At 69.3% G+C, this 13018-nt stretch carries 12 protein-coding genes; 7 read left to right on the top strand and 5 right to left on the bottom strand.

Annotated elements, in window-relative coordinates; genetic code table 11:
* Positions 1–23: 23 nt before the first annotated feature.
* From ACZZZB_RS12730 to ACZZZB_RS12710, 5 genes are all read right to left on the bottom strand, one after another.
* Positions 24–953, bottom strand: a complete 930-nt coding sequence (locus ACZZZB_RS12730) for a carbohydrate ABC transporter permease (RefSeq protein ID WP_085513716.1) — start codon at positions 951–953, stop codon at positions 24–26.
* Positions 946–1875, bottom strand: coding sequence for a carbohydrate ABC transporter permease (locus ACZZZB_RS12725; RefSeq protein WP_463529860.1), 930 nt, complete (start codon positions 1873–1875; stop codon positions 946–948). Before ACZZZB_RS12725 ends, ACZZZB_RS12730 begins: the two co-directional genes overlap by 8 nt.
* An 11-nt stretch (positions 1876–1886) precedes the next feature.
* Complete coding sequence (locus tag ACZZZB_RS12720; RefSeq protein ID WP_228501925.1) at positions 1887–3221, bottom strand: ABC transporter substrate-binding protein; 1335 nt, start codon at positions 3219–3221, stop codon at positions 1887–1889.
* A gap of 23 nt (positions 3222–3244) precedes the next feature.
* Positions 3245–4477, bottom strand: a complete 1233-nt coding sequence (locus ACZZZB_RS12715; protein ID WP_463529859.1) for a Gfo/Idh/MocA family protein — start codon at positions 4475–4477, stop codon at positions 3245–3247.
* Positions 4478–4859: 382 nt separating this feature from the next.
* A complete protein-coding gene (locus ACZZZB_RS12710; protein ID WP_079706484.1) occupies positions 4860–5648 on the bottom strand; it encodes a DeoR/GlpR family DNA-binding transcription regulator in 789 nt (262 codons plus the stop codon).
* Positions 5649–5823: 175 nt separating this feature from the next.
* On the opposite strand from ACZZZB_RS12710, the gene ACZZZB_RS12705 reads away from it, so the two are divergent.
* From ACZZZB_RS12705 to ACZZZB_RS12675, 7 genes are all read left to right on the top strand, one after another.
* Complete coding sequence (locus ACZZZB_RS12705; protein ID WP_159876038.1) at positions 5824–6708, top strand: SIS domain-containing protein; 885 nt, start codon at positions 5824–5826, stop codon at positions 6706–6708.
* Complete coding sequence (locus tag ACZZZB_RS12700; RefSeq protein WP_192019174.1) at positions 6705–7583, top strand: ROK family protein; 879 nt, start codon at positions 6705–6707, stop codon at positions 7581–7583. The genes ACZZZB_RS12705 and ACZZZB_RS12700 overlap by 4 nt, the downstream gene beginning before the upstream one ends.
* On the top strand, positions 7580–8530 hold the full coding sequence (locus ACZZZB_RS12695) for a 1-phosphofructokinase family hexose kinase (RefSeq protein WP_463529858.1): 951 nt from the start codon (positions 7580–7582) through the stop codon (positions 8528–8530). Before ACZZZB_RS12700 ends, ACZZZB_RS12695 begins: the two co-directional genes overlap by 4 nt.
* Positions 8527–9366 (top strand): class II fructose-bisphosphate aldolase, encoded by an 840-nt coding sequence (locus ACZZZB_RS12690; RefSeq protein ID WP_463529857.1) that lies wholly within the window; start codon positions 8527–8529, stop codon positions 9364–9366. Before ACZZZB_RS12695 ends, ACZZZB_RS12690 begins: the two co-directional genes overlap by 4 nt.
* Positions 9367–9937: 571 nt before the next feature.
* A complete protein-coding gene (locus tag ACZZZB_RS12685; RefSeq protein ID WP_153303529.1) occupies positions 9938–10108 on the top strand; it encodes a hypothetical protein in 171 nt (56 codons plus the stop codon).
* A 145-nt stretch (positions 10109–10253) separates the two neighbouring features.
* A complete protein-coding gene (locus ACZZZB_RS12680; protein WP_064296856.1) occupies positions 10254–11834 on the top strand; it encodes a cation:proton antiporter in 1581 nt (526 codons plus the stop codon).
* Positions 11835–11907: 73 nt separating this feature from the next.
* Complete coding sequence (locus ACZZZB_RS12675) at positions 11908–12936, top strand: YdcF family protein (RefSeq protein WP_463529856.1); 1029 nt, start codon at positions 11908–11910, stop codon at positions 12934–12936.
* Positions 12937–13018 lie beyond the last annotated feature (82 nt).

Here is a 13018-nt window from a genome sequence, read left to right as displayed (position 1 = left end):
CGGTCACTGAGCTTGTCGAAGTGCTACTTCAGCCCGGAGAACGCCAGCCCGTCGATCACCCGGCGCTGGAGCACGATGAACAGGATGAGTACCGGTGCCATCGCAAGGATCGACGCCGCCATCATCACCGGGTAGTCCGTCGTCTTGTCACTCGAGAGCGTCGCGAGACCGGCGGCGAGCGGCATCGAGTTCGCGTAGGTGGACACCACGAGCGGCCAGAGCAGTTCGTTCCACGACCACAGCACGGTCGTGATCGCGAGGACGCTGATGCTGGGCCTCGCGAGCGGCAGCATGATCTTCCAGAAGATCTGGAACGGCCCGGCGCCGTCGATCCGTGCCGCCTCCTCGAGCTCGGTCGGCAGGTTCAGGAACGCCGTCCGCATGAGGAAGGTGCCGAACGCGCTGAAGAGGCCGGGTGCGACGATGCCGAGCGTGGTGTTCAGCCAACCGAAGCCCTGCACGATCTGGTACTGCGAGATGAGGTACGCCTGCGAGGGCACCATGAGGATCGACAGCGTCACGGCGAGCAGCACCGCGCGCCCCCGGAACCGCATCCGAGCGAACGCGTACCCCGCCATCGTGCAGAGGACGATCTGCGCGAGCGTCCTGATGACCGTGATGACGATCGAGGTGCGCAGCTGATCGAGGAACGGGAGGCGCTCGAACACCGCGGCGTAGTTCTGCCACTGCAGTTCGGCCGGCCAGAACGTGGGGACCACGCTCTGCACCTCCGCGTTCGTCGACAGCGACATGATGATCTGCCAGATGAACGGGAACGCCATGATGAGGCCACCGACGCCGAGCACGATGTGGGCGACGACGTGCGACCCGCGCCGCTGGCCGGGCCGACCGGCGTCGCGGCGTCGCGCGGACGCGGCGGACGGACGACCCGAACCCGGAACGGTGACGGCACGGGTGGTGAGCGGTGCTGTGGCCGTGAGTTGCTCAGTCATTGTTGACCCATCGTTTCTGGAGCCGGAACTGGAGGAGCGTGACGAGTCCGATGATCAGGAAGATCACGATCGCGATCGCCGCCGCATACCCCTTGTCGTTCTGGACGAAGCCCTGGTCGTAGAAGAAGTAGACGAGCGACATGCTCTTCGGGAGCACCGGGTTGGTGCTGCCGAGGATCGCGTACAGCAGGTCGAAGAGCTGGAAGCTCGAGATGACCGTGATGATCGTGACGAAGAAGATGCTCGGGGTGAGCAGCGGCACCGTGATCGAGCGGAACTGCCGCCACCGGGTCGCGCCGTCGAGCTCCGCCGCCTCGTACAGCTCCGGTGCGATGTTCTTGAGCCCGGACGCCAGGATGATCATCGAGAAGCCGAGAGACGACCAGAGGCCGACGATCGCCACGGCGAACATCGCGGTGCCCGGCGTACTGATCCAGTAAGGGCCGTCGACACCGACGAGCGACAGCGTGTAGTTGAGGATGCCGAAGTCACCGTTGAAGATGATGCGCCAGACGATGGCCACGGCGGTCGGCATCGCGACGTACGGCAGGAAGAAGAGCACCCGGTAGAAGCTCGCGAACCGGAGCCCCGGGAGGTTCAACAGGCTCGCGAGGTAGACGGCGATCGGGATGCCGAGGAGCACCACCGCCGTGTAGATCAGCGTGTTGCCGAGGGAGGAGTAGAGCCTCGGATCGGCGAACAGCCGGACGTAGTTCTCGACGCCCGTGAAGGTGGTGCCGCCGAACACGCCCCACTCGGTGAACGAGTAGTAGGCGGTCTGGATCATCGGCCAGATGAAGAAGACGCCGATGCCGGTGAGGAGCGGGAGGACGAAGACCCACGGCCAGGCACCGTCGCCGCGGGCGGCACCCCGCCGGGCCGCTCTCGGTGAGGAGAGCGGCGCCGACGGGGTGCGCAGCACGGTCTGACCGGTCACTTCTTGGCCAGCGCGGCGTTCATCTGCTCGGCGAGATCCTTCGCCACGTCGGCGACCGGCTTGTCGCCACTGAACGCGTCGGGCAGGAGCTCGACCTCGAGCGCGTTCCACGCGGCGGTGTTCTCAGACACCGGCAGTGGCTTCGCGTAGTCGAGGGCGTCGAGGAAGACCTGCAGGTTCATCGTCGGGTAGGAGTCGACGAACGACTGCTGCGTGCCGGTGAACGCGGGGATGACGGCGCCGAGGTCGCCCTGCTGCTGCTGGGCCTCCTCGCTCGCCAGGAACACCTGCAGCGCCTGTGCGGCCTGCTTGTTCTTGCTCGCCGATGCGACGACGTTGGAGACACCGTGGATGACCGTCGCCTGCTCCTCGCCGGTCGGCAGCGGGAAGGCCTGGGCGGTGGCGGCGACGTCGGACTCGCCGACGAGCGGACGCAGCCAGCTGCCACCCCAGTACATGGCGAGTTTGCCGGAGGTGAACCACTGGTCGGCCGGCGTGTCAGTCAGCTGTTGGATGCTGGGTGATGAGCCGTTCGCGATGAGGTCGGTCCAGAACTGGAGCCCTTCCTGGGCCTCGGGGCTGTCGTACTCGGACTCGGTCTGGTCGTCGTTGATGACCTCGCCGCCGGCCTGCAGGATCGTGTTGTAGTAGGTGGTCTGGCCGTCCATGCCGCCGGCAGCGCCGTAGACACCCTGATCCTTCAGCTTCGTCGAGATCTCCTGCGCGGCGGTGTCGAAGTCGTCCCAGGTCCAGCCGTCGGCGGGCAGCGCGACGCCGGCCTGCTCGAAAAGGGCCGTGTTGACCCAGACGCCGATCGTGTCGAAGTCCTTCGGCACGCCGTACTGGGTGTCGTCGAGCGAGTACAGCTCGTTCAGTGCCTCGGGGTAGTTCTTCGGGTCGATGTCGCCCGCCTTGACGGCGCCGGTGATCGGCTCGATCTTGCCGTTCGCCGCGTAGACCTGGAAGTTCGGGCCGTTCAACCAGAAGAGGTCGGGCAGGGTGTCGCTCGAGGCCTGCGTCTGGAGCTTCGACCAGTACGAGGCCCAGGGTGTGACGTTCACGTTGACGGTGATGTCGGGGTAGACCTTGTTGAAGGCCTCGATGTTGGCGTCGATCGCCTCGACCTGGGCCTGGTCCCAGACGCCGTAGGTGATCTCGGCCTTGAGGTCCTTCGGAGCGGCGGCGTACTCGCCACCGGTGGCGCCCCCGCCACCGGTGCTGCAGCCGGCGGTGAGCGCGGCGGCGGCGAGGAGGCCGATGCCGCTGAGGACGGCACGGCGGCGGTTGCGACCGCCGGGTGCGGTGTTGCGGTTCATGAACGGCGAAGGCATGACTGGAGTCCTTTCGAGGTGCGCTACCGGGCGGCGGCGTCGAGGGAGTGCGGTGCGGTGCTGGCGGTGAGGGAGGAGAAGTACTCGACGAGTGCGGGGTCGAGTGGCGGGATGTCGAGCGGGATCGAACCGTTGCGGAGCGAGTGGGCGGCGAGGGAACCGGCGGCGACGGCCTGGCGTGCGGCGACCGGCGACAACGTGGTGGGGGTGCCGTCGGCGACGAAGGCGAGGAACTCGTTCATCGTGTCGAGGTCGGCGTCGGCATGGCCCTCCTCGACGCCCGCGATCGGGTACTCGACGTCGCCCTCGGTGCTCCAGGTGCGACGACGGTTCCAGACCTTGACGGTGCCACCTGCGGTGTCGCCGATGTTCTCGAGCCGACCGTGCGTCCCGATGACGGTGTAGTTCCGCCAGTAGTCGGGAGTGAAGTGGCACTGCTCGTAGCTGGCGGTGATCCCGTGCTCGAGGGTCATGAGCATCATCGAGACGTCCTCGACGTCGACCACGGGGTTCAGGCCGCGCTGCGCCTCGGGCGGCCAGTTGTCGTAGGAGAACCAGTCGGCCATGGTCTGGCCGCTGCGGTCCTCGTGATCGTCGATGTCGCCGTAGACCGCGAGGTCGCCCATCGCGACGACGCGCTGCGTGTACGCGCCGGCGAGGAAGTGGACGACGTCGATGTCGTGGCTCGCCTTCTGCAGGAGCAGGGTGTTCACGCGCGAGCGGTCGGCGTGCCAGTCCTTGAAGTAGTAGTCGCCGCCGTTGCCGACGAAGTGACGCACCCAGACGGACTTGACCGCGCCGATCTCGCCGCGCTCGATGACCTCATGCATGAGCCGGACGACGGCCGCATGCCGGAAGTTGTGCCCGACGTAGAGCGGCGTCCGCGACTCGTAGGCGGCCTGGAGGACCGCGTCGGCGTCGTCGAGCGTGATCGCGAGCGGCTTCTCCAGGTAGACGGCGATGCCGGCGCGCAGCAGGTCGACCGCGATCTCCTTGTGGGTCCAGTCGGGCGTCGTCACGATCGCCGCGTCGATACCGCCCTGCGCGATGAGCGCCTCGTGGGAGTCGAACACCTCGATGTCGTCGCCGAACAGCTGCCGTGCCCGACCGCGACCGATCTCGGTGGTGTCGACCGCCGCGACGACCGATGCGGACGTGGGGCTCGTGGCGACGTGTTCGGCGATGTAGGCCCGCTGGCCGGTGCCGATGACGGCGACCCGGAGGCCTTCTGGGGTGGTGGCTGGTGCAGTGCTCACTCGATCACATCCGCTTCCTTGCGTGAAGTTGATTCATATGATGCCAAAACGATCATGAAATGACAATAGGCGATCACAGCGCTGACGCAAGTGCGGAGCGGCCGATGTGGAGAGGTTTTACCGCGCGGAAACATGGGGAGCGGGGTCGCACTTCGACAGGCTCAGTGACCGGGAGGGCGGCTCAGTGACCGGAAGGGCGGGTCAGTGACCGGAAGGGGGATGGCTCAGCGGCCGAGAGGAGGGGTCAACGACCGGGAGGGTGCGGCACTTCGACAGGCTCAGTGACCGGAACGCGGCTCAGTGACCGGAAAGCGGCTCAATGGCCGGAGGGGGCGACTCAGTGACCAGCAGGGCGACTCGCCGGTCGGCGACCGCAGAGGACTCAGGCAGCGATGATGAGCTCGACGCCGGCCGCGGCCAGGGCGTCGGCGAGCGTCGGATCCACCGGCTGGTCGGTGACGAGCACGTCGATGCGGTCGAGCGGGCAGATGCGGGCGAAGGTCGCCTTCGTCATCTTGGTGCTGTCGGCGACCACGATGACCCGCTTCGCGACCTTGACGAACTCCTGACTCACCGAGGCCTCACCCTCGTGGAGGGTGGTGGCGCCGAACTGCGCGCTCAGGCCGTCGACGCCCAGGATCGCGACGTCGAGGGCGATCTCGGCGAGCGCCCCAGCGACGAGCGAGCCCACGAGTTCATAGGACTGGCGTCGTGCGACGCCACCCGTCACGACGATCTTCACGTGCGAGCGCACGGACAGTTCGAAGGCGATGTTGAGCGCGTTCGTCACGATCGTGACCGAGGCGTCGCCGTCCGAACGGACGAGGTGCTCACTCCGCCCGATCACGCGCGCGACCTCACTCGTGGTGGTACCGCCGTTGAGTCCGACGGCGTCGCCGACGTTGATCAGGGCGGCCGTGGCCTTCGCGATGGCCATCTTGGCGTCGGCCTGGCGGGCGATCTTGTACTGCAGCGGCAGCTCGTAGCCGGTGCCGAGGGCGGCGGCACCGCCGTGGGTCCGCGTGACGAGTCGCTGTTCGGCGAGTGCCGTCAGGTCGCGACGAGCGGTGGCCGCGGAGATGCCGAGCGCTTCGCCGATCTCCGCGATCGTCACGTTGCCGCGTTCGCTCACGAGCTCGAGCAGGGCGTTGAGTCGCTGTTGCTGCGTCATCTGTCCTGCTTTTCCGGTCGGGTCGGGCGTACTGTGACCATCATATGGGCGCTCAGCCAGCGCCTGTCTGATTGATTCTGACGATTTGCACTGGTATCGATCAGATTCGATCCGGTATGGTTGCGGCAACGCATCGCCACGCTGCGATCGCGTCCCCTCACGTGAAAGGCACGTCATGCCCGAGACCTTCGTCGCCGCCGAACTGGCGTCGCAGCCCGAATCCTGGCGCACCGCCGCCGCCCTCGTGCCGGAGGCCGCCGCCGTACTGCCGCAGCCAGGTGAGCGCGTCGCGGTGGTCGGGTGCGGCACCAGCTGGTTCATCGCGATGAGCTACGCCGTGCTGCGCGAACAGGCGGGGCTCGGCATCACGGACGCGTTCGCGGGCTCGGAGTTCCCCGGCATCCGCGACTACGACCGCATCGTCGCCATCTCACGCTCCGGCACGACCACGGAGATCGTGCACCTGCTGGAGGCGGTGGGCGACTCGGTCACCACCGTCCTCATCACCGCGGTCGACGACTCCCCCGCGACCGTTCCGGCGGCACACGTCATCGCCCTCCCCTTCGCCGACGAGCGTTCCGTGGTCCAGACCCGCTTCGCCACGACGACGCTCGCGCTCCTCCGCGGCTCGCTCGGACACGACGTCGAGGCACTCGCCGTGGAAGCCGAGCGGGCGCTGCAGATCCCGATCGACGAGTACCTCGCCGCCGACCAGGTCTCCTTCATCGGACTCGGGCACGCCGTGGGCCTCACCTTCGAGGCCGCGCTCAAGACCCGGGAGGCGGCACAATTCTGGGCGGAGTCCTACCCCGCCATGGACTACCGCCACGGTCCTATCGCGATCGCGCAGCCCGGCCGACTCGTCTGGTCCCTCGGCCCGACACCCGCCGGCCTGCCGGAGGACGTCGCGGCCACCGGAGCGACCTTCGTGCAGCACGACCTCGACCCCATCGCCGGGCTCGTCGTCGCCCAGCGCTTCGCGGTCGCGTTGGCTGAGGCCCGCGGCCTCGATGCTGACCACCCCCGTTCGCTCACGCGCTCCGTCATCCTGACGCCGTGACCGAGCGGGCGGTCCTCGGCATCGATGTCGGCGGGACCGGGATCAAAGCCGCACTGACGGATGCCGACGGCACGGTCCTCGGGCGCTGGCGCGAGGCGACGCCTTCGGGCGACACCTCGGGTGTCCTGACTCGCGACATCGTCCTCGGACTCGTCGCCGCCGCGAGCCGCGTCGCGGCCCCAGCGGCCGTCGGGGTGGTCGTGCCCGGCGTCGTCGACGAGGAGCACGGCGTCTGCATCCACGCGGTCAACCTCGGTTGGCGCGACCTCGCCTTCCCCGAGCTCCTCCGTCCCGCGCTCGACGTCCCGCTGGCCTTCGGGCAGGACGTCCGCGCCGGGGCGCTGGCGGAAGCGGTCTCGGGCGCTGCAGCCGACGTCACGGGCACGATCGCGTTCGTACCGGTCGGAACCGGTCTGGCCTCGGCGCTCGTCATCGACGGCGTCCCCTTCGCCGGCGGCGGCTGGGCCGGCGAGATCGGCCAGCGCGTGATCCAGGACGGCCCGCATCGTGGGCTCCGGGTCGAGGAACTCGCCTCAGCGGGCGGCATCGCACGACGTGCGGGCGCCCGCGACGCGAAGACCGTCGCCGACGCCGTCGCCAGTGGTGACGCCGCCGCGATCGCCATCTGGAACGACGCCGTCGATGCACTCGCCGAGGCCCTCGCCGGCATCACCGTCGTCGCCGCACCCACCGCCATCGTGATCGGCGGTGGGCTCGCCCTCGCCGGAGCCGCCCTCTTCGAACCGCTCGAGCACGGACTCCGCGAGCGGCTCGACGTCGTCCGTGTCCCGCAGCTCCTGCCCGCTCGTCACGGCGACGAGGCGGCCACGGTCGGTGCGGGGATCCTCGCGCGCCGACTGGTGGCAGCCCGATGACGACCACGCCCGCGCCGCGTCGCGTCGTGGTCGTGACGCCGAACCCGGCCGTCGACATCACCTACACGGTCGCCGAGCAGCAGCTCGGGGTCACGCAACGCGTCCAGTCCGTCGTGCGGCGTGCCGGCGGGAAGGGCGTGAACGTCGCCCGCGTCCTCGAGTCGCTCAGCGTCCCGACTCTGCAGGTGCTCCCCCTCGGTGGCGCCTCCGGCACCTGGCTCGCGGACGCCCTCACAGCCGACGACCTCCCCACCCGGGTCGTGGAGCTCCGCGCCGAGACACGCTCGACGGTCGCGGTCGTCGACGGCATCCTCCATCCGACCCTCTTCGCCGAGGCCGGTCCGGTCGTGACGACCGAGGAGTGGACCGCCCTGACGACCGAGCTCCGACGCGCCCTCCACGACGCGAGCGCACTCGTCATCTCGGGCTCGCTCCCGCCGGCCACGCCCGACGCCGTCGTCGAAGCGCTCGTCCGAACCGGGCACGACGCCGGCGTCCCCGTGATCGTCGACGTCAGCGGCACGGCACTCCTCGCCGCGGCCCGCGCCGGTGCGACGATCCTCAAACCCAACCTCGACGAGGCCCTCGAGGCTACGGGCGCCGCCGACCTCGCATCGGCTCGCGCGGCACTCCTTGCGCTCGGCGCCCGCGCGGTCGTCATCTCCCGTGGGGCCGACGGCCTCACCGCCGGCGACGCCGATGGTGCCCACGAGGTCCCGGCCGTCCCCGGCGTCAGCGGCAACCCGACCGGCGCCGGCGATGCCGCCACGGCCGGCCTGGTCGCAGCACTCCGCGCGGGAGCCACACTTCCCGAGGCACTCCGCACGGCGGCGGCGGCAGGTGCTGCGGCCGTGCTCGAACCGATCGCCGGCGCGATCGACCTCGCCGCCTTCCACCGATTCCTCGACGCACCCGCCGCACCCGACCCCATTGGAGCAACCGAATGACCACCGCCCTCGACTTCACCACGCTCCTCGCCAACGCCTCGGCCTCGAACGCCGGCATCGCGGCGTGCAACGTGGTCCTCCTCGAGCACGCGGAGGCGATCGTCGCCGGCGCCGAGGAGGCCGGGCTGCCGGTCATCCTGCAGATCAGCGAGAACTGCGTGCGGTACCACGGGTCGCTCGCCCCCATCACGCTCGCCTCACTGGCCATCGCCCGCGCAGCGACGGTCCCGGTCCTCGTCCACCTCGACCACGTCGAGTCGGCCGAGCTCGTGCGCGAGGGCGTCGAGCTCGGCGTGGACAGCGTGATGTTCGACGCCTCGACCCTGCCGTACGACGAGAACGTCCGCGCGACGAAGGAGATCGTGGACTTCTGCCACGCGCGCGGCGTGGCCGTCGAAGCGGAGCTCGGCGAGGTCGGCGGGAAGGACGGCGTCCACGCTCCGGGCGCGCGCACGGTGCCGGCAGAGGCCGTCGCGTTCGTCGCAGCGACCGGCGTCGACGCCCTGGCCGTGGCCGTCGGCACCTCGCACGCGATGACGAGCCGGGAGGCCGCCGTCGACCACGCGCTGATCGCGCAGCTCCGCCGCGAGGTGCCCGTCCCGCTCGTGCTGCACGGCTCCTCCGGACTCCCCGACGACGAGCTCCGCGCGGCGGTGCGTTCCGGGATGACGAAGATCAACCTCTCGACGCACCTCAACGGACTGTTCACCCGGGCGGTGCGCGACGTCCTCGACGACCAGCCGAAGCTCGTCGACCCCCGCACCTACGTCCGCGCCGGTCGCAGCGCGGTCGCGACCGAGACCGCGCGGATTCTGCGCCTCCTCGCAACGGACTGAGCACTCCCAGGAATCCCACAGCAACACGCAACGCTGAGCTGTTAATATATATTGTGTTGGAGTTCTTCCAACGCCTCCACCGGTAACCGATCGTCCCCCGCGATCACCCTCCGGCCTCCCGAGCCCGATATCCCTTCGGGTGCGCGGGAGATACGGCCACCCCTCCCCTAGGTGCGGTGGCCCGAAGCTCTGCGACACCGCCGGTCGATGCTCGGGTCTGACCTCGGGCATCGACCCGCGCAAGCACTGACGCCAGGCATTCCCAGGTTGTTCTCAGCTTGGTCGCGTATGTTCGTTCCTCGAGTGCCGATGTCACAACCGGCTTCCGTGTGCAGAGTCCACACCTCCACGGATACGCCGATGCTCCCGACACGACACCACCAGCCGCCCTCCAGAGCGGCGAAGAACGATCCACCGGACGGCCCCAGCCGACCAGCGCAGCCGAATCTCGGCGCAGCTGCATACCGGACGGTCTCGTCGCTCCATCCATGCGACCTGCACCGATCGTCATCGCATTCCCCCTCTGGAACCGGCCCATCCATCATCCGTAACACCAGAATCGAGAACCACCATGTCCATCACTCAGACTCGGACCCCAGCGTCCTCCAACCGTTCAGCGGGCACCGCCGTCCACGGCCGCGGTCACTCCACCGAGAAGCTCACCTACCGCTTCGGTCTCCGCACCCGCGAGACCGGTGCGGAGCAGCGCGGCTCCAGCAGCGCGGCCAACCGCCGCGGCTGAGCCGCCTCACCGTTCCACCCGACGCCCCCGCACGGCCTGACCGTGCGGGGGCGTCGTGCGTGCGGAACCGGTGCCGATCACGGCCACTCCGGAGTTCGGACGATCGTACGGACGACCACGGCCTCCCAGGTGGGAGAATCCCCACATGGATCCCGTCGCGCTCATCTCGTGGATCGTCGTGTTCGTCGTCGTCACCGTCATCGTGTCGGGCCTGTCCGGCCGAGCGGGTGTCTCCGCCCCGGTGGCCCTGGTGCTCGTCGGCGGCGTCGCGTCGTTCATCCCCGCCGTTCCGACCGTCGAGATCGAACCCGACCTGATCCTCTACGGCCTGTTGCCGCCGCTGTTGTTCGCGTCGGCGATCCGGATCTCCCTCATCGACATCCGTGCCCGTAACGACGGCATCATCCTGCTCTCGGTGGGTGCGGTCGCGTTCACCGTCGTGTCGGTCGGGTTCGCCAGCTGGCTCCTCATACCGTCGATCACCCTCGCGGCGGCGTTCGCGTTCGCGGCGGTCATCGCGCCGACCGACGCCGTCGCCGTGAGCGCGATCGCCGGACGACTCGGGCTCCCCCGCCGTGTGCTGACGATCCTCGAGGGCGAGAGTCTGCTCAACGACGCCACCGCACTCGTGGCACTCAACGCCTCGATCCTCGCCATCACGAGCGTCGTCAACCCGGTCATGATCGCCGGCGAGTTCGTCATCGAGGTCGTCGCCGGCGTCGGCGTCGGTCTCGCGGTCGGCTGGGTGCTGTCCGAGGTCCGCCGACGCCTGCGCGCCCCAGTCCTCGACACCTGCCTCTCCCTCATCACCCCGTTCCTCGCATTCCTCCTGGCGCAGGCGATCCACGGTTCGGGTGTGCTCGCGGTCGTCACCGCCGGGCTACTGCTCGGCTACCGGGCACCCATCGTGCAGTCAGCCGAGGCGCGCATCGCCGAGTCGCTCAACTGGCGCACCATCCAGTTCCTCCTCGAGAACGCCGTCTTCCTGTTCATCGGGCTCAACCTGGCCGGCATCCTCGAGGGGGCGATCCAGACCGGTCCGGGGCTCTGGCCGACCGTGTTCATCAGCATCGGGGTCCTCGCGGCGCTCATCGTCTCGCGGTTCGTGTGGGAGATGACGGTCACGGCGATCTACCGGCTCGGGCCGAGACGGCTCCGTGAGCGGAGCTGGTCGTGGGGCAACGGGATCGCCGTCTCCGCAGCCGGCGTCCGTGGCGTGGTGACCCTGGCGGCCGTGTTCCTGCTGCCCGAGGACACCCCGTCGCGCGAGTTCCTGCAGTTCCTGGCGTTCGTCGTCGTGGTCGGCACGCTCCTGTCGGGGCTCGCGCTCCCCCGGATCATCCGCGCGCTGCACCTCCCGCCGCCGAACCACAGCCAGGAGCGCGTCGAGCAACTGATGCTCATGGCGGAGGTCCAGACGGCCGGCTTGGACCGCCTCGACGAGCTGACGACCGAGGCGGACGAGGAGCAGGTGCTCAACCGTCTGCGGACCAATGCGAGCTTCGTGGCCAATGCCCTCGAGCAGTACACGGGTGACGGCTCGGAGCTTCGCACGGTCGCGTTCGCCCGACTCCGCCGCCAGATGATCGCGGCGGAACGCGAGGCGCTCCTCTCGGCGCGCGCCGAGGGTCGCTACCAGGAACCGGCGGTCGCCGCGGTCCTGGCGGCGATCGACGCCGAGGAGGCGACACTCAAGGCGATGACGCCGAAGCCGCCGCGGTCATAGCACCCCGGACGCGCTGCCCGCACGCCCCAGCCGAACGACCGGCGCAGGACGATCGGTCGGGCAGGATGAGGGCATGATCATGTTGTTCCCGGCCGCCATCTTCGCGGTGCTCTACGTCGTGAGTCGACGCCACGACGCCCGCCGCCTGCGCAACGGGGTCTTCCTGGTCTCCGCGATCGCCTGCGGACTGGTGGCGCTCCTCTCGGAGGCCTCACGCACGACGCCGTTCACCGTGCTCCTCGCCGCGTTCGGCACGGTCCTGCTGGTGGGCGTGCTCGGGGTACTCCTCATCGGCAACGGCATCACGATGCTCCGCCTCGAAGGACGCAGCCTGGGCAACCTGCTCTCGCTGTTCGCCGGGGTCGCGATCCTCGTCCTACCCGTGCTGGCCGTGCTGCTGGTCCTCGGAGCGCACCCCCAGTCCCTGCCCTCGTGGCTGACGATCGTCCTCGTCGCGCTGGGTCTCCTGCTCGGGTTCGCGTGCTTCTACGCGGCTGCGACCTTCGCGGCCTTCGGCGTGTACTCGCTCGTCTACAGCCGCTACCGCCACACGCGCACGCCCGACGCCCTCGTCGTCCTCGGTTCCGGCCTCATCCACGGCGAGGTCCCGCCGTTGCTGCGCAGTCGCCTGGACCTGGCCCTCCGCATCTATCGGGCCACGTCACCGGGGAGGACGCGACCGATCCTGATCCCATCCGGCGGCCAGGGCGACGACGAACCACGCCCGGAGGGGACGGCCATGGCCGAGTACCTCGTCGCGAACGGCGCGGACCCGTCCGACGTGCTCCCCGAGACCACGTCCACGAACACGCGCGAGAACCTGTTGCTCTCCCGGGACCTGCAGCAGTCGGCCGGACGGGACGGCGAGACGATCGTGGTGACGAACAACTACCACGTCCTCCGCGCGGCGCTCCTCGCACGTTCGATCGGGAGCGACGCGCAGGTGATCGGCTCCCCGACGGCCGCCTACTACGTGCCGAGCGCGTTCCTCCGCGAGTACGTCGCCATCATGGTCGAGCACCGTCTGCTCAATGCGCTGGCGATCGCAGGCGTCGCGGGCCTGATCGCCCTCGCGGTGGTCTGGTCGCTCCTGCCGATCTGAGCCGCCCTCCCACCCGAGGACGACGACGCCCGCAGCGCACGACGGGCCGTCCTCCGAATGGAACGGAGGACGGCCCGTCGGT

The organism is Plantibacter sp. AC185, assembly GCF_979258065.1.
Note: the sequence above shows the minus strand (reverse complement) of the source record. Positions and strands in the feature narration are given on the sequence as shown.

Bases quoted from the DNA above. Each gene is read 5' to 3' on its own strand.
- ACZZZB_RS12730 (WP_085513716.1), bottom strand. From the start codon at position 953: ATGACTGAGCAACTCACGGCCACAGCACCGCTCACCACCCGTGCCGTC.
- ACZZZB_RS12720 (WP_228501925.1), bottom strand. From the start codon at position 3,221: ATGCCTTCGCCGTTCATGAACCGCAACACCGCACCCGGCGGTCGCAAC.
- ACZZZB_RS12710 (WP_079706484.1), bottom strand. From the start codon at position 5,648: ATGACGCAGCAACAGCGACTCAACGCCCTGCTCGAGCTCGTGAGCGAA.
- ACZZZB_RS12705 (WP_159876038.1), top strand. From the start codon at position 5,824: ATGCCCGAGACCTTCGTCGCCGCCGAACTGGCGTCGCAGCCCGAATCC.
- ACZZZB_RS12695 (WP_463529858.1), top strand. From the start codon at position 7,580: ATGACGACCACGCCCGCGCCGCGTCGCGTCGTGGTCGTGACGCCGAAC.
- ACZZZB_RS12690 (WP_463529857.1), top strand. From the start codon at position 8,527: ATGACCACCGCCCTCGACTTCACCACGCTCCTCGCCAACGCCTCGGCC.
- ACZZZB_RS12685 (WP_153303529.1), top strand. From the start codon at position 9,938: ATGTCCATCACTCAGACTCGGACCCCAGCGTCCTCCAACCGTTCAGCG.
- ACZZZB_RS12680 (WP_064296856.1), top strand. From the start codon at position 10,254: ATGGATCCCGTCGCGCTCATCTCGTGGATCGTCGTGTTCGTCGTCGTC.
- ACZZZB_RS12675 (WP_463529856.1), top strand. From the start codon at position 11,908: ATGATCATGTTGTTCCCGGCCGCCATCTTCGCGGTGCTCTACGTCGTG.